17 protein-coding genes and 1 tRNA gene are annotated in these 16,319 nt (G+C 36.9%); 11 read left to right on the forward strand and 7 right to left on the reverse strand.

Annotated features, from left to right (window positions below):
• The first annotated feature begins 148 nt into the window (after nt 1-148).
• Both asnS and rpoN read left to right on the forward strand, forming a co-directional pair.
• Nucleotides 149-1,582: an asparagine--tRNA ligase gene (gene asnS / locus LPC20_RS01760; protein ID WP_229325900.1), complete on the forward strand. Its 1,434-nt coding sequence runs from the start codon at nt 149-151 to the stop codon at nt 1,580-1,582.
• 84 nt (nt 1,583-1,666) lie between these two features.
• Nucleotides 1,667-3,133, forward strand: a complete 1,467-nt coding sequence (gene rpoN / locus LPC20_RS01765; RefSeq protein WP_229325902.1) for an RNA polymerase factor sigma-54 — start codon at nt 1,667-1,669, stop codon at nt 3,131-3,133.
• A 149-nt stretch (nt 3,134-3,282) separates the two neighbouring features.
• On the opposite strand, the gene LPC20_RS01770 is transcribed toward rpoN, so the two are convergent.
• A complete protein-coding gene (locus LPC20_RS01770) occupies nt 3,283-3,873 on the reverse strand; it encodes a thymidine kinase (protein WP_229325904.1) in 591 nt (196 codons plus the stop codon).
• Nucleotides 3,874-4,064: 191 nt separating this feature from the next.
• On the opposite strand from LPC20_RS01770, the gene LPC20_RS01775 reads away from it, so the two are divergent.
• From LPC20_RS01775 to LPC20_RS01810, 8 genes are all read left to right on the forward strand, one after another.
• Complete coding sequence (locus LPC20_RS01775) at nt 4,065-4,964, forward strand: hypothetical protein (RefSeq protein WP_229325906.1); 900 nt, start codon at nt 4,065-4,067, stop codon at nt 4,962-4,964.
• A gap of 32 nt (nt 4,965-4,996) precedes the next feature.
• Complete coding sequence (gene rsmI, locus LPC20_RS01780) at nt 4,997-5,710, forward strand: 16S rRNA (cytidine(1402)-2'-O)-methyltransferase (protein WP_229325908.1); 714 nt, start codon at nt 4,997-4,999, stop codon at nt 5,708-5,710.
• Complete coding sequence (locus tag LPC20_RS01785) at nt 5,711-6,766, forward strand: flavin monoamine oxidase family protein (RefSeq protein ID WP_229325910.1); 1,056 nt, start codon at nt 5,711-5,713, stop codon at nt 6,764-6,766.
• A gap of 12 nt (nt 6,767-6,778) precedes the next feature.
• Nucleotides 6,779-7,123 carry a HopJ type III effector protein gene (locus tag LPC20_RS01790; protein WP_229325911.1) on the forward strand — a complete coding sequence of 115 codons (345 nt, stop codon included), beginning with the start codon at nt 6,779-6,781 and terminating at the stop codon, nt 7,121-7,123.
• Nucleotides 7,124-7,142: 19 nt separating this feature from the next.
• A complete protein-coding gene (gene recJ, locus LPC20_RS01795; protein WP_229325913.1) occupies nt 7,143-8,831 on the forward strand; it encodes a single-stranded-DNA-specific exonuclease RecJ in 1,689 nt (562 codons plus the stop codon).
• On the forward strand, nt 8,831-10,102 hold the full coding sequence (locus tag LPC20_RS01800) for an MFS transporter (RefSeq protein ID WP_229325915.1): 1,272 nt from the start codon (nt 8,831-8,833) through the stop codon (nt 10,100-10,102). The genes recJ and LPC20_RS01800 overlap by 1 nt, the downstream gene beginning before the upstream one ends.
• Nucleotides 10,103-10,234: 132 nt before the next feature.
• Nucleotides 10,235-10,894, forward strand: coding sequence for a hypothetical protein (locus LPC20_RS01805; protein WP_229325917.1), 660 nt, complete (start codon nt 10,235-10,237; stop codon nt 10,892-10,894).
• 23 nt (nt 10,895-10,917) lie between these two features.
• Nucleotides 10,918-11,280, forward strand: coding sequence for a DUF2200 domain-containing protein (locus LPC20_RS01810; RefSeq protein WP_229325919.1), 363 nt, complete (start codon nt 10,918-10,920; stop codon nt 11,278-11,280).
• 9 nt (nt 11,281-11,289) lie between these two features.
• Here LPC20_RS01810 and LPC20_RS01815 read toward each other — a convergent pair whose 3' ends face one another.
• The 3 genes from LPC20_RS01815 to LPC20_RS01825 are packed head-to-tail and all read right to left on the reverse strand — an operon-like array spanning nt 11,290 to nt 13,314.
• The gene (locus tag LPC20_RS01815) at nt 11,290-12,045 is read right to left on the reverse strand and encodes a UDP-2,3-diacylglucosamine diphosphatase (RefSeq protein ID WP_229325921.1); all 756 of its coding nucleotides are present in this window, start codon (nt 12,043-12,045) and stop codon (nt 11,290-11,292) included.
• A gap of 10 nt (nt 12,046-12,055) precedes the next feature.
• Nucleotides 12,056-12,508 carry a 6-pyruvoyl trahydropterin synthase family protein gene (locus LPC20_RS01820; RefSeq protein WP_229325923.1) on the reverse strand — a complete coding sequence of 151 codons (453 nt, stop codon included), beginning with the start codon at nt 12,506-12,508 and terminating at the stop codon, nt 12,056-12,058.
• Between the two features lie 44 nt (nt 12,509-12,552).
• Nucleotides 12,553-13,314 carry an enoyl-CoA hydratase/isomerase family protein gene (locus LPC20_RS01825; RefSeq protein WP_229325925.1) on the reverse strand — a complete coding sequence of 254 codons (762 nt, stop codon included), beginning with the start codon at nt 13,312-13,314 and terminating at the stop codon, nt 12,553-12,555.
• Nucleotides 13,315-13,441: 127 nt separating this feature from the next.
• Here LPC20_RS01825 and LPC20_RS01830 point away from each other — a divergent pair.
• Nucleotides 13,442-13,515, forward strand: a tRNA-Ala gene (locus LPC20_RS01830).
• A 34-nt stretch (nt 13,516-13,549) separates the two neighbouring features.
• On the opposite strand, the gene mtgA is transcribed toward LPC20_RS01830, so the two are convergent.
• The 3 genes from mtgA to accC form a co-directional block, all read right to left on the reverse strand.
• A complete protein-coding gene (gene mtgA, locus LPC20_RS01835; RefSeq protein ID WP_229325926.1) occupies nt 13,550-14,227 on the reverse strand; it encodes a monofunctional biosynthetic peptidoglycan transglycosylase in 678 nt (225 codons plus the stop codon).
• Nucleotides 14,228-14,249: 22 nt separating this feature from the next.
• The gene (locus LPC20_RS01840; protein WP_229325928.1) at nt 14,250-14,717 is read right to left on the reverse strand and encodes a hypothetical protein; all 468 of its coding nucleotides are present in this window, start codon (nt 14,715-14,717) and stop codon (nt 14,250-14,252) included.
• A gap of 206 nt (nt 14,718-14,923) precedes the next feature.
• Nucleotides 14,924-16,270, reverse strand: coding sequence for an acetyl-CoA carboxylase biotin carboxylase subunit (accC, locus tag LPC20_RS01845; protein WP_229325930.1), 1,347 nt, complete (start codon nt 16,268-16,270; stop codon nt 14,924-14,926).
• Nucleotides 16,271-16,319: the final 49 nt, after the last annotated feature.

Below are 16,319 nucleotides of genomic sequence, written 5' to 3' on the forward strand. Positions count from 1 at the left end.
CGGTATCCTTTTTATTGAGTAAACTGAGGTTCTCGAAGGTTACGCAATAAAAAGATACAGCGGATAGCGGGAAATAGCTTCTATAAAAAAACAAAAACAATTATATTTGCAGCTTATAAAGCTGATTTTTAATATCAATACCATAAAAATGAAACACACAAAAGTTAAAGACTTACTAAACAGTTCATCGACACTTCAAGAAGTAAATGCAAAAGGATGGGTAAGAACTTTTAGAAACAATCAATTTATTGCGTTGAACGATGGTTCAACAATCAACAATATTCAGTGTGTAGTCGATTTTGAAAACACGGCTGAAGAAACATTGAAACGCATTACAACAGGCGCTTCGGTGTCGGTTACGGGAACTTTGGTAGAAAGCAAAGGAGCTGGACAGAAATATGAAATTCAAGTTTCAAAATTGGAAATTTTAGGTGACTCAGATGCAGAAAAATTTCCGATGCAACCTAAAAAACACTCCTTGGAATTCTTGCGTGAAAATGCGCATTTAAGAGTTCGTACTAATGCTTTTGGTGCTATTATGCGTGTGCGTTCAGTTTTGGCACATGCCGTTCATACCTATTTTCAAGAAAAAGGATTTGTGTATGTGAATACACCAATCATCACAGGATCAGATGCAGAAGGAGCAGGAGAAATGTTCAAAGTAACGGCTTTGCCTTTTGACAATACACCAAGAACTGAAGAAGAAAAAGTAGATTACAAAAAAGACTTTTTTGGAAAAGAAACGAACCTTACCGTTTCTGGACAATTAGAAGGCGAAACTTTTGCGATGGCTTTGGGCCAAATTTATACTTTCGGACCTACTTTTAGAGCTGAAAATTCGAATACGTCTCGCCACTTGGCTGAATTTTGGATGATTGAACCAGAAGTTGCGTTCAATGATTTGGATGACAACATGGATTTAGCCGAAGATTTCATTCAGTATGTAATTAAATACACGATGGACAAATGTCCAGATGATTTGAAATTTTTAGAAGGTCGTTTGCTAGACGAAGAAAAACAAAAACCTCAAGCAGAACGTAGCGAAATGGCGTTGTTAGACAAATTAAATTTTGTCTTGGAAAACAATTTCAAACGCGTTTCTTATACAGAGGCTATCGAAATTTTAAGAGAATCTACTCCAAATAAGAAGAAAAAATTCAGTTATATCATTGACGAATGGGGTGCCGATTTACAATCAGAACACGAGCGTTATTTGGTAGAAAAACACTTTAAATGCCCGGTAATTTTATTTGATTACCCGGCGAATATCAAAGCTTTTTACATGCGTTTGAACGAAGACGGAAAAACCGTTCGTGCTATGGACATCCTTTTTCCAGGTATTGGAGAAATTGTAGGAGGTTCGCAACGTGAGGAACGTTACGATGTCTTGGTCGAAAAAATGAAAGCATTGGGGATTGACGAAGAAGAATTGTGGTGGTACTTAGATACCCGCCGATTCGGTTCAGCGGTACACTCTGGTTTCGGACTTGGATTTGAGCGTTTGGTGTTGTTTGTAACGGGTATGACTAATATTCGTGACGTAATTCCTTTCCCAAGAACGCCAGGTAGTGCGGAGTTCTAAAAAAAGGTAAAAGTTGAATAGTTTATAAGTTTAATTTTTCTAGACTTTTAAACTTTTAAACCCATAAACTTTTAAACAAAATAAATGCTAAAGCAATTCCTAAATCTCAAACTATCCCAGAAATTATCTCCTCAACAAATTCAGTTGATGAAGTTAATTCAATTGCCTACGCAAGCTTTTGAGCAACGTTTATTGGAAGAGATGAACGAAAATCCAGCACTTGAAGCGGGTAAAGAAGAAGAGGAATATGTAAAGGACGAGTTTGAAACGGAAGACTATGACGATTATGACGAAGCCGAATCGGAACGCATCGATGCCGAAGAAATCAACATAGACGATTATTTAAGCAACGGTGACACTCCCGATTACAAAACACAAACGAACAACTACAGTGATGACGATGAAGACCACGATGCGCCTTTTGCTGCACCGATTAGTTTTCACCAAGATTTAATCAACCAACTTAATACGTTTATCCTAACGGAATCCGACCGAGAAATAGCAGAATTCTTGGTAGGAAGTATTGATGACATGGGCTACATTCGCAGAAGCATCTCTGATATTGTCGATGATTTGGCTTTCACCCAAGCGGTGTACACCGATGAAAAAACGGTAGAACGTCTCTTGCATGTTATTCACGAATTAGAACCTTCTGGTGTTGGAGCACGTGATTTACAAGAATGTTTGTTGTTGCAACTCAAACACAAAACTCCAACCGAAAACATCGAACTGGCCACTGATATTATCGAAAACCAATTTGATGCTTTTACCAAAAAACATTACGACAAACTATTACAGAAATACAATGTTTCTAACGACCAACTGAAAAAAGCGATTCACGAAATTGAAAAACTGAATCCAAAACCAGGAGGTTCTTTCACAGGAAACAATAAAATAACTGAAAATGTAGTCCCAGATTTTGCTATCCGAATTGTAGAAGGTAAACTCGAATTGAGTTTAAATGGTAGAAATGCCCCTTCCCTGCACGTTTCTAGAGATTACCAAGAAATGTTACAGACGTACAAGGTTTCCAAAGATAAATCGAATCAGCAAAAAGAAGCAGTACAGTTCATCAAACAAAAATTAGATTCGGCTAAATGGTTCATCGATGCAATTCGCCAACGTCAAGAAACGCTTTTTGTGACCATGAATGCGATTATGCATTATCAAGAAGAATTCTTTTTAGAGGGCGACGAAACCAAGTTAAAACCGATGATTTTAAAAGACATTGCTGATTTAGTAGGCTTAGATATTTCAACGATTTCTCGTGTTGCCAATAGTAAATATGTAGAAACACCTTATGGCACCAAATTGATCAAAGAGTTTTTCTCTGAAGCAATGAAAAACGATCAAGGTGAAGATGTTTCTACCCTAGAAATCAAGAAGATCTTACAAAATGTCATTGAAGAAGAAGATAAACACAAACCCCTTCCCGACGATCAATTGGCTGAAATTCTAAAAGAAAAAGGCTACCCTATTGCCCGTAGAACCATTGCGAAATATCGTGAACAACTCGATATACCAGTGGCGAGAATGCGGAAGAAAATGTAATCTGAAAAGTATTATTCTTGTCAAACTGAACTTGTTTCAGTTTCTATAAATAATTGATTTAATTGTAATTTATAGATTCCGAAATAAATTCGGAATGACAATTTTAAGTTTTTTTGTACAAGATTTGATTATAATTAAAAGAAGACTATTTACTTCTCCTCATTTTTTTTCATCGCATGAAAATAGGCTGCGCGGCTTAAGGGTTCGTATTCTTCGGTTTCACCCAACATCACTAATTTATCATTATCGGTTTTTCTAAAACTATAATTGGCTAAATTCCCTGTTCGGGTGCAGACTGCATGTACTTTGGTTACATATTCGGCAGTAGCCATTAAAGCTGGCATAGGCCCAAAAGGATTTCCTTTAAAATCCATATCCAAACCCGCCACAATCACACGGATTCCGCGGTTAGCTAAATCATTGCAAACACGTACAATTTCATCATCAAAAAACTGGGCTTCGTCAATACCAACCACATCACAACCTTGAGCCAAAATCGCAATATTAGCTGCAGCTGGAACTGGGGTAGAACGAATTTCATTAGAGTCGTGGGACACCACCATTTCGTCATGATAACGAGTATCGACAGCAGGCTTGAATATCTCTACTTTTTGCTTGGCGAATTGAGCGCGCTTTAATCGGCGGATCAATTCCTCTGTTTTACCCGAAAACATAGAGCCGCAGATGACTTCAATCCAACCAAATTGTTCTTTATGATTTACTGTATTTTCAAGAAACATGCGCTATTTTTATAACTTAAAAAAGGAATCGTTTTAATTCCTATTTAGGATTTCAATTGATTGTAAAATTTTATACTTTTACGTGATTCCAAATGTAAAAAAAAATTCTAAAGCACCGTCCCTAGTTTACCGAAATAAAAACAAAAAATAGTACTCAAACCAAACAAGCCATATAGTTTAATTTTTACGAGATGAAAAAAAGATTGGAAGCCGATTTAATCAGCATTGCACACCGAATTTTACAATTAAAAAACAAGTCTGATATCAATCAATTGTATTTGGAATCGCAAAAATTATATGAAAAACTAGCGTTATTGCGTTTTGTTGACGAGCATTTTGGCGATAGCAAACCTACCATTGGGCAAGTAGCAATAGAAGAAAAATTAGAAGCTGCTTTTGAAGCAATTGAAAATGAAGTGCCTACAGCCATCACCATAGAAGAAATTAACATTCCTGAAATTGAGGAAACTCCTGAATTGGTTCTTGAAGAAGAGGAACAAGAAGAAATGACCGAAATGGAGGAGCCTGTTTTTGAAGAAAGCGAAGATTTGGAAACCTTAGATGATGAAGATGAAGAAGATACCGAAATGCCATTCATCCCAGCTTTTGAATTAGAAAAAGAGGAAGAGGAAGAATTAATCGAAGAAGCGCCAAAACAAGAAGCAGTTCAAATTTCTTTCGAAGAATTAATTGGCGGTGACTTTAGTGACGACCTTTTTGTAAAAGTAGAAAGTAACACTTTTGAAACTCCAATTGAAGAAGAGCAGGAGGTAGAAATAGAAGCTGTTGCATTTGATCTTGACGAAATGGAACTGCCTGAAGAAGAAACGTCTAAATCGGTATCGCTAAACGAAAAATTAGCCAAAGGAATCAACATTGATTTGAATGATAGAATCGCTTTTACCAAACATCTTTTTGGGAACGATCCTGAAGATTACAACCGAGTGTTGAACCAATTAATCACTTTTAACACCTTTTATGAAACCCGAGATTTCATTAGAGATATGGTAAAACCAGACTACAATAACTGGGAAGGAAAAGAAGAATACGAAGAACGTTTTATGGAAATTATCGAGAAAAAATTCTTGTAATTCCCTTTTATTAATTGAATTTTTAGCCACGAATGTCAAAATTATACATCGTTCCAACGCCTATTGGCAACCTCGAAGACATGACTTTTCGTGCTATTCGCATTTTGAAAGAAGTAGATTTAATTCTTGCCGAAGATACTCGTACGAGTGGCAAATTATTGAAGCATTTTGAGATAAGCACCCATATGCACAGCCACCACATGCACAACGAGCACAAAACGGTGGAGAATATCATTACGCGATTACAAGCGGGAGAAAATATCGCCTTGATATCCGATGCGGGAACGCCAGCCATTTCTGACCCGGGTTTTTTATTGACCCGTGCTTGTATTGAAAAGGGTGTTGAAGTTGAATGTTTGCCTGGTGCTACCGCTTTTGTACCTGCTTTAGTAAATAGTGGTTTACCCAATGACAAGTTCGTTTTCGAAGGTTTTTTGCCTGATAAAAAAGGTAGACAAACTCGTTATTTGGCTTTGGCCGAAGAAACTAGAACGATGATTTTGTATGTTTCGCCACACAAATTAGTAAAAACATTGGCTGAATTTGTTACCTACTTTGGCGAAGACCGACCTGTTTCGGTTTCAAGAGAATTATCCAAACTCCACGAAGAAAATGTCAGAGGGACGGTTAGAGAAGTCTTAACGCACTTCGAAAAAACAGCACCAAGAGGGGAAATCGTTGTGGTGGTGGGAGGAAAACCAGTAGTGAAAGAAGCAAAGAAAAATAAATTTTCAGAAGAAGAATAAATGAATATCCCTAAAGTAATCGTCATAGGAGCTGGATTAAGTGGACTTACATGTGGTTATTTATTACAGAAAAAAGGTATTCATGTTACCCTTTTGGAAGCCAACACACGAATTGGTGGACGTATCGAAACTCGAAAAGGCTCAACAGACGCAACAGTTGAAATGGGAGCAACCTGGTTTAGTAAACTGCACCCTAACCTTTTTCAATTGTTAGACGAATTAGAATTAGGCTATTTTAAACAACATACTCAAGGTATTTCGTTGTTTGAAACGATGTCATTTGTACCCCCACAAAAATTTGAAATTTCAGAATTTGAAGAACCTTCTTTTCGCATAAAAGGAGGTACCCAAAACTTAATTGAAAAACTAGCTGAAAGCATTGGGCATGAAAATATAAAAAAACAAACAAAAGTAATCGCTGTACACGAAGTTGGGAACCAAATGGAAGTGTTGGATCAAAACGGAACAGACTATATCACTGATTGTGTGATCACTACTTTACCCCCCAACTTAATGGTGAATACCTTATCATTCAGCCCACCACTTCCAGAAAACCTAGTAAATTTGGCCAAAAAAACCCATACTTGGATGGGAGAATCTATAAAATTTGCTGTAGAATACGCCACCCCATTTTGGAAAGAAAATAATCATTCTGGCACCTTATTTAGCCAAGCCAGCATCATTACCGAGATGTATGACCATAGTACATTTGACAATTCAGGTTTTGCGTTGAAAGGATTTTTAAATGGTGCTACTAACCTACTTTCAGTAGAAGAAAGAAAAACAAAAGTGATTGCACAATTGAAAAAATTATTCGGTTCAGATGCTGAGAACTTTGTGGCATACCATGAAAAAGTGTGGCGCGATGAACCGCTTACATTTAGTAATTACGAACATTTAGTAATGGCCCACCAAAACAACGGACATCAACTCTATCAAAATTCATTTTTAAATAATAAATTATATATTTCGGGTTCCGAAACGGCTACGCAACATCCAGGATATATGGAAGGTGCGATAATTGCAGCAAAAAATATAGCCTCACAATTTTCATAAAATATAGAAATCATGACAATACAAGCCTTTTTAGAAAAACTAAAACAAACCCCTGAAGCCATTACTTTTGCAGAGACTATTGCAACGATTGAAAGTAATTATGAGTTTACGCCTACTGCTTTTCAGAATGGCAACCAACACAATGGCGCAGGAGAAAATTCAGGTTCTTGTAAGTTATTTGCTTTCGCCAAAATCCAAAAATTGACCCAAGTGGAAACTTTAGCTTGCTTTGGCGCCTATTATTTTGAAGAAGTCTTGGGCGACCCAGAAGGAACCAACCACCAAAATATTCGTAATTTTATGCAATCAGGCTGGAACGGAATCCAATTTGAAGGAGAAGCATTAACATTGAAGTAAACCCAAATCCCAAATCATCATGCGTTGGACAATCAAACCAAAACCTGCAAAAGAACAAGTAGATCAACTCGCCCAAGAATTAAATGTTGATTCTTTGGTTGCTACTTTATTGATTCAGCGTGGCATTACCACTTTTGACCAAGCGAAAACTTTTTTCCGCCCATCGCTAGATCATTTGCATGATCCGTTCTTGATGAAAGATATGGAGGTTGCCGTAAACCGAATCGAAAATGCGATTGCCAATCAAGAAAATATTTTGATTTTTGGGGATTATGATGTAGACGGAACTACTGCAGTGTCTTTAGTCTCTTCCTATTTAAAAAGTTTTTATCCCAATATTGTGACCTATATTCCGGATCGCTATGCCGAAGGATATGGGATTTCGTTTCAAGGCGTTGACTTTGCCGAAGACAATGGTTTTACGTTAATCATTGCTTTGGACTGCGGAATCAAATCCATTGATCATGTGGCCTACGCCAAAGAAAAAAATATCGATTTTATCATTTGCGATCACCACAGACCTGGAGATTCCTTGCCCGATGCCGTTGCTATTTTGGATCCGAAAAGAGACGATTGTACTTACCCCTATGACGAATTGTGCGGTTGCGGAGTGGGTTTCAAATTGATTCAGGCCTTGAGCCAAAATCGCAATCAAACTATAGACGATTTAATTCCGTATTTGGATTTAGTCGCCACAGCTATTGCAGCCGATATTGTTCCAATTACAGGTGAAAACCGAGTATTAGCGCATTTTGGTTTGCAAGTAATCAACGAAGCGCCAAGACCTGGAATTCAAGCCTTGATTCAACAAATTAAAAAACAAACGCTCACCATAACCGATGTGGTTTTTGTCATTGCTCCCCGAATTAACGCAGCGGGACGTATTAAACACGGCAATCATGCAGTAGAATTATTGACCGAATTTAATTTGGCACAAGCCCAACAATTTGCCAAAGAAATTGAAGATTACAATTCAGAACGCAAAGGTTTGGACAAACAAATTACTCAAGAAGCCTTGTTGCAAATCGAAGAAAACCAAGAACAAGAACGTTTTACCACAGTGGTTTTTCAAGAGAATTGGCACAAAGGTGTTATCGGAATAGTTGCTTCGCGATTGATAGAAACCTACTACCGACCTACTTTAGTTTTCACTCAGAGTGGCGATAAATACGCAGCATCGGCGCGTTCTGTACGAGGTTTTGACGTTTACAATGCGTTAGAAGCGTGTTCCGAACATTTGGAGCAATTTGGAGGACATATGTATGCCGCAGGAATGACATTGAAGGCTGAGAATTATGACGCTTTCAAAAATGCTTTTGAAAAAGTGGTGCAAGAATCCATTGATCCTGAATTGCTCACTCCTGAAATCGAGCTAGATGCCGAAATTGATTTTTCAGAAATTACTCCAAAACTCGTTCGGATTTTAAAACAGTTTGAGCCATTTGGACCAGAAAATATGACGCCCGTTTTTGTTACTAAAAATGCAATTGATACGGGTTATCCAAAATTCATGGGCGCTAATCAAGAACACATTCGCCTTTTTGTAAAGCAAAATAATTCAGAAGGTTTTGCTGCCATTGGTTTTAACCTAGCCCATAAAAAAGATTTAGTCGCCAATAGAAACCCATTTCAAATGGCGTATTGCATCGATGAAAACGAATGGAACGGCCAATTGAGCCTACAACTCCGACTAAAAGATATACAATAATGAAAGTAAAAAACGACCCATACGAAGCCTTACGCTATAGCGAATTCAATGTTTTTTTAATCTTGCGTTTCGCCATGGTTTTTGCTTGGTCAATGCAATTTATTGTCATTGAATGGCAGGTCTATAGTTTGACCAAAAGTGCCTTATCATTGGGAATTATTGGGCTAATGGAAATTATTCCAGCAATAGGAATGGCTTTATTTGCGGGGCATATTGTCGATCAAAAGGAGAAAAAAAGCATGCTCTTCAAGTGTATTATGGGTTTTTCGGTAATTAGTTTAGGATTATTTTTAGTGACATGGCCCGCAGTTGTTCAAGATTGGTCAAATCAAACTATATTGTACACTATTTATTTCTTGGTTTTTTTGGGTGGAATAGTTCGTTCTTTTTTAGGTCCTACTATATTTTCACTACTATCGTTAATTGTTCCTAAAAAAGCCTATTCTAATGCGGCCACTTGGAGCAGTTCGGTTTGGCAAATAGCTTCCGTTTTAGGACCTGCCATTGCAGGGTTTTCGATTACTTGGATTGGCATTCATTGGTCGATGAGTATTGTATTAGGATTTTCGGTAATTGCATTAATTGCTTTAGCAAAAATTGGCACCAAACCTATTATGAATCCAAAAATTGGCGAACCAGTGATGCAAAGTTTGAAGGAAGGAGTCAAATTTGTGTTCCAAAATAAAGTGATTTTAGGCGCGCTTTCATTAGATATGATTGCGGTCTTATTTGGTGGTGCAGTAGCCTTATTGCCTATTTTCGCCCAAGATATTTTAAATGTAGGTTCAGAAGGTTTTGGGATTTTGCGTGCGGCACCCGCTATTGGAGCTTTCTTAACAATGTTCGTGTCGGCTTATGTACCGATGAATAAAAATGCGGGGATGAAATTGTTGGTAGCCATTTTTGCTTTTGGCGTATGTATTATAGTCTTTGGATTGTCCACTATTTTCTGGTTATCTGTTTTTGCCTTGTTTATGAGCGGTGTGGTAGATGGAATTTCTGTGGTAATTCGCCAAACGATTTTACAACTCAAAACTCCAGATCATATGCGCGGACGAGTAGCGGCAGTAAACTCTATTTTTGTGGGTTCGTCAAACGAATTAGGGGCTTTTGAAAGTGGATTGACAGCTAAATTAATGGGAACAGTTACCGCAGTGGTTTTTGGCGGAAGCATGACATTACTGACTGTTTTGATTACAGGAATATCTTCGCCTACCTTTAGAAAATTGGATTTAGAAAAAGACTTAGAAGAGCATCGAAAAGAGGAGTAGATTGATTTAAAATTAGTTGGAATGTAACAATTTGTAGTAAAGAAATACTAATTGCACAATCTTAAAAAATTATTATTTATGAAATTTAATTTGGACCTTCCTGAAAAAGGAACTAAGAATTTATTTGTTTATTTGAGTTTTTTATTAATTGCACTTATTGGTATTTTCTATGGTAATTCCATTAAAACCGAATTTGAATTTTTACGTATTTGGGACACTTCAAATATTCTGTTGCTGCTTTTAGGAGTTCCTTTTTTATTTTTATTTGAACGTTTGCACATTCCAAATTTTTGGGAGAACAAAATTGCAATCAAACACAAGCTTTATCTTCCAATTGCAATTGGTGCTATTTTCGGCTTACTTGACATTTTTGTGATAAAAGTTTTAATGCATCCAGAGCCTTATTCATCTCTTCCTCCTTACTTACAGCCTTTTCCCTATTCTTTCTTTTTATTTTTTTCAGGCGCATTAGAAATTGAGGTTTTTTATAGATTAATTCCGATATCACTAATCTTATTGCTCTCTTTAGTTATAAAAAAGAATAGCTATTCCAATTATTTCTTTTGGATTGCTGCTGTATTAACTGCAATTAGAGAACCGTTAGAGCAATTACCATCAGAAGGTACTTTTCTCATAATATATTCTTTATTTACAGGTTTTCTAATGAACTTTTTACAAGCTATTTACTTTAAAAAATATGGCTTTTTAAGCTGTCTTTTTATTCGACTTGGGCATTACCTTTTTTGGCATATTCTTTTAGGTGTCTATGTTGAATTTTTTGAAATTGTTTAGCTTTTATATTTATATAAATAACTATGAACACCACACCAGAACACAACGAAAGAATTGCCAAGATGACTTTTGCTTCAGTCTATCCACTATATCTTGCCAAAGTGGAACGAAAAGGAAGAGCCAAAGAAGAATTGCATCAAGTAATTACTTGGCTGACGGGATTTGAAGATACTAAACTTCACCAACTGATAGATGAAAAAGTTACTTTTGAAACCTTTTTTGAAAGAGCGCAGTTGAACTCAAAAGCAGAATTAATTACAGGAACCATTTGTGGTTATAAAATTGAAGAAATTGAAAATCCCTTAACCAAACAAGTACGGTATTTGGATAAGTTAGTCGATGAATTGGCTAAAGGCAAAAAAATGGAAAAAATTCTAAGAGCGTAAATCGCTGACTTATTCGTATTTTTTAATTTCGAAGGTATCTCCATCAAAAACGCCATAGGTAAAATAGGAAATCCAATCGCCTAAATTGACATAGTCTGAATTATTACCTAAAGGAAATACCATCGGTAAGTGACGGTGACCAAAGATAAGGTAATTGTAGTGTTTGGTTTCGAGTTTGCGCTTGGCATATTGAATCAGCCATTCGTTTTCTTCGCCCAAGAATACTACATCTTCAGCACCCGAAATCAATTTGTTTTTCACTGAAAGGTATTGCGCTAAGCCCACACCTAAATCCGGATGCAACCAACGGAAAAACCATTTAGCCACTGGATTAGTAAACACTTTCTTCATGCGTTTGTACCCTTTATCGCCAGGTCCTTTGCCATCGCCATGCCCTATCAAAAAAGTTTTGTCGCCAAAAGTAAATTCTTGATTGTCGCGGTATACCGGGATGTTCAATTCTTTCTGAAAATAATCTTCCATCCACAGATCGTGGTTACCCACAAAGAAATAGATTGGGATTCCGCTGTCGCGAATTTCAGCTAATTTGCCCAAAATACGTACAAATCCTTTGGGAACTACCGTTTTGTATTCAAACCAAAAATCAAACAAATCTCCCAATAAAAAAATAGCTTCGGCATCTTGTTTTACTTCGTCTAGCCAAGCCACAAATTTTTGTTCTCTAGGAAAACTCAATTCGGCTGTTGGCGCTCCAAAATGCTGATCAGAAGCAAAATATATTTTTTTATTGTTAGTTAATGACATCCGTGTAGAATTACAAATTATCGCTGGCAAACCACTCTGCAAATGAAGTCTCGGTTTCCTGAAGTTTTAACGAAAAAAGAGCAATTCCTTCTGGCAATCTATTCTTAATGCGTTGCGCAAAATCAATCACCATATTTTCACTTGTAGGTTGGTAGTCGACTAAAATTACGTGATGACCACGGGTTTTTAATTCGTTTGCCAACTCAATATGAGGAGTTGTTTCATTAAATACTGTAGCATGATCAAACTGGTCCACAATTTCTTCTTTCACGATTTTTTTCAAATCAGTAAAATCAATCACCATACCAAATTTGACGTTGGAACGATCCAAAATAGGTTTCCCAATAACAGTTACAGATAATTTATAACTGTGTCCGTGCACGTTTTTACATTTGCCATCATAGCCATATAAAGCGTGACCGGTTTCGAAACTGAATTGTTTGGTGATTCTAATATTGCTCATTCCATTGTGTATTTGACTGCAAACTTACGAAAATAATTGGGCTATTAGTTTCTTTTTAAAGCCAATTTGGTTGCCTCGGAAAGTACTAATTTCCCAGAAATCGATGCTCTTTCAAGCAGTAAATTGTCCCAATGATCTGTTCCTTCCCAAAGCACTTTTTTCATTGCCGATAAAGCTTCAGGATTATAGGATGCTATATGATGTGCTAATTCTAGTACTGCTTTATCTAGTTTTTCGATAGATTCAAAGGTTTTGGCATACAGCCCTTTTTCATGAGCCCAAGCTGCCGGTTTCCATTCTTGTGCGGTTAAAGTTAGTTCGGCTAAAGCTGTTTTCCCTATTTTCCTAGACACTGCAGGTTCGATTACAAAAGGTCCGATACCTATCGCCAATTCCGATAATTTAATACTGGCTTCTTGGCTTGCCAAAACATAATCACAAGCTGCGGCAATACCAACTCCGCCACCAACTGCTTTTCCTTGCACTCGGCCTATAATGAGTTTTGAACATTTCCGCATCGCATTGATCAAGTGAGCAAAGCCAGAAAAAAACGATTTCCCTTCGGATTCGTTTGTGACCGCTAACAATTCGTCAAATGAAGCCCCTGCGCAAAAAGCAGCAGTACCTTGACTCTTTAAAACCAATACAGTCACTTCTGAATTATGTCCTAAATCATCAATAGTTTTGGTTAGTTCTTGTAACAACTGTGCTGGAAATGAATTACTAGCAGGATGGCCAAATTCAATCGTGGCGATTTTTGCATCGATAGAAACGGTTATAGTACCTGTTGCATTTTGTAATGACATAGCAGAAATTTTACTGTAAAGTTAAAACTATTCTGTTAGTTTGCTCTTTTTTTAAATAGAATGGCTTGGTTTTTTTCAAACATTCAAGAAATTAAACTCAAATTAACCTATATTTGCTGCCTGCATTGGGGATGTAGCTCAGTTGGCTAGAGTGCTTGACTGGCAGTCAAGAGGTCGTGGGTTCGAGCCCCATCTTCTCCACTTTCAAAGCCTTTCAAGTAATTGAAGGGCTTTTTTAATACTTAATTGTCCCAATGTGACGCATTACCCTGACAATTCGATCTTTTCGGCGGTTGATAAATCCTGAAGAATTGGAAGCCTTGTATTTTCTTGGATTGGGTAAAATAGCGGCAATTCCGGCTGCTTCTCTTTTGGTTAAACTCGAAGCGTCTTTACCGTACCAATATTGGGTAGCCGCATGTGCACCATAAATTCCATCGCCCATTTCAATGCTATTTAAATAGACTTCCATAATGCGTTCTTTGCCCCAAATCAATTCGATTAAAACCGTAAAATAAGCTTCCAAGGCTTTTCTAAAATAACTTCGGCCTTGCCATAAAAACACATTTTTAGCTGTTTGTTGTGAAATGGTACTTCCGCCTTTAATCCTTTTGCCGTTTGCATTGTTCTGAAATGCTTTTTGCATCGCACTAAAATCAAATCCATGATGGTGTAAAAAAGTTCCGTCTTCACTAGCAATTACGGCTTTTTGCAAATTCATCGAAATGTTTTCAATAGGCTCCCAATTGTGTTCAAAATAAATGGGTTTTTTATCCAACTTATTTTCAATAATTCGAATGCCCATCAAAGGAGTAAATGGTACAGGAACAAATTTAAAAAAGACTACTAAACCCACCGAGAGTCCAAAAAACCAGACAATTGTTGTATACAGAATTCGCTTCAATTTCATCATAAATAAAGGCGTTTGGTTTTTCTTATTTGATAGCAGCAACAATCTCTCGAATGATATTAATATGATGCTTTGTATGTATTTCTAAAAAATGAACGGTTGGACGTTTCTTCATGTTGCCAAAATAAGGATGTTCAAAAAAATGATCTTCTGATATCAATTCCAATTGACTGATTTTTTCTTTAGTAGCCATTATATGTTGTTCCAAACTATCTTCAGTATAAGCTACTTGTGGTTTTACTACTTTTGGCACCCTACCTTTTCCTCTTGGGATTCTATTGGTTAACAAAACTATATTTTTGAGCAAACTAAATTGAGAAGAAAAGTTCGTCGGGTTCGATTGTGCTAATGAACTGATAACACCATTAATAGTTAATAATATATGTTCGATGTGCCAACCAATATCTACTTTTGAAATTTGATCGTTTGAAAAAGTATAACCTGGAATATAGGTTGCTACATCATCAACTAGTGATTCTAGGCTATTTTTCATAATAAAATTGGTAAACTATTGATTTGTATACCAATCAAAAATACGAAAATGTTGAATATAAAAAAGAAAAATTGATTCGGTCATCCAATCGCAACTCAAGACACAACAAAAAGATTGAAAAGCTTACTTAAACTACAAAAATAATATGCTTTAAAACAAAAAACCTTGCATTACTGCAAGGTTTTTAAATGTAATATAAGTGTCTTTTATTCTGGATCATTCATTTTAAATGTATCCATAAACGCTGTAGTGTAATCCCCAGCAATATAACGAGGATCATCCATCAACTGTCTGTGGAATGGAATAGTTGTTTTAATTCCTTCAATCACAAATTCATCTAAAGCTCTTCTCATTTTACTAATTGCTTCCTCGCGTGTTTGTGCTGTTGTAATCAACTTAGCAATCATTGAGTCATAGTTGGGCGGAATAGAATAGCCTGAATATACGTGCGTATCTAAACGTACACCGTGTCCTCCCGGCATGTGCAAGGTGGTAATTTTTCCTGGTGACGGACGGAAATCGTTATATGGATCTTCGGCATTGATACGGCATTCAATAGCGTGTAATTGTGGTAAATAATTTTTACCAGAAATTGGCACACCAGCTGCTACTAATATTTGTTCACGAATCAAGTCGTAATCAATTACTTGTTCAGTAATTGGGTGTTCTACTTGAATACGCGTGTTCATTTCCATGAAATAGAAATTACGGTGTTTGTCTACCAAAAATTCTACTGTTCCAGCTCCCTCATATTTGATATATTCAGCTGCTTTCACAGCAGCTTCTCCCATTTTCTGACGCAATTCATCGGTCATAAATGGCGAAGGGGTTTCTTCAGTTAATTTTTGGTGACGACGTTGTACAGAACAATCTCTTTCAGAAAGATGACAGGCTTTTCCGTATGAATCTCCAACGATTTGGATTTCAATATGACGAGGCTCTTCGATTAATTTCTCCAAGTACATTCCGTCATTTCCAAAAGCAGCTGCCGATTCTTGACGTGCGCTTTCCCACGCTTTTAATAGATCTTCTTCTGCCCAAACCGCACGCATTCCTTTTCCACCACCACCGGCAGTAGCTTTCAACATTACTGGGTAACCAAATTGATTGGCTAATTCAGCTGCTTGTTCGTACGATTCTAATATTCCTACAGAACCTGGAACACAAGGAACACCCGCTTCAATCATTGTTGATTTAGCCGAAGCTTTATCTCCCATTCTGTCAATCATTTCAGGAGCCGCACCAATAAACTTGATACCGTGCTCTTGACAGATTTTTGAGAATTTTGAATTTTCAGAAAGAAAACCGTATCCTGGGTGAATAGCATCAGCATTGGTAATTTCTGCTGCCGCAATAATATTGGACATTTTCAAATAGGATAAATTACTTGGTGGAGGGCCAATACAAACCGCTTCATCTGCAAATTTTACGTGTAAACTTTCCGCATCTGCAGTAGAATAAACAGCAACTGTTTTGATTCCCATTTCCTTGCAAGTACGAATAACACGAAGTGCAATTTCTCCTCTATTTGCAATTAATATTTTTTTAAACATACTTTGTTAGTTTAGAAGTTTATGGGCTTAGGGGTTTAGTAGAAATAGG

The organism is Flavobacterium ammonificans (genome assembly GCF_020886115.1).
Classification (GTDB): domain Bacteria; phylum Bacteroidota; class Bacteroidia; order Flavobacteriales; family Flavobacteriaceae; genus Flavobacterium; species Flavobacterium ammonificans.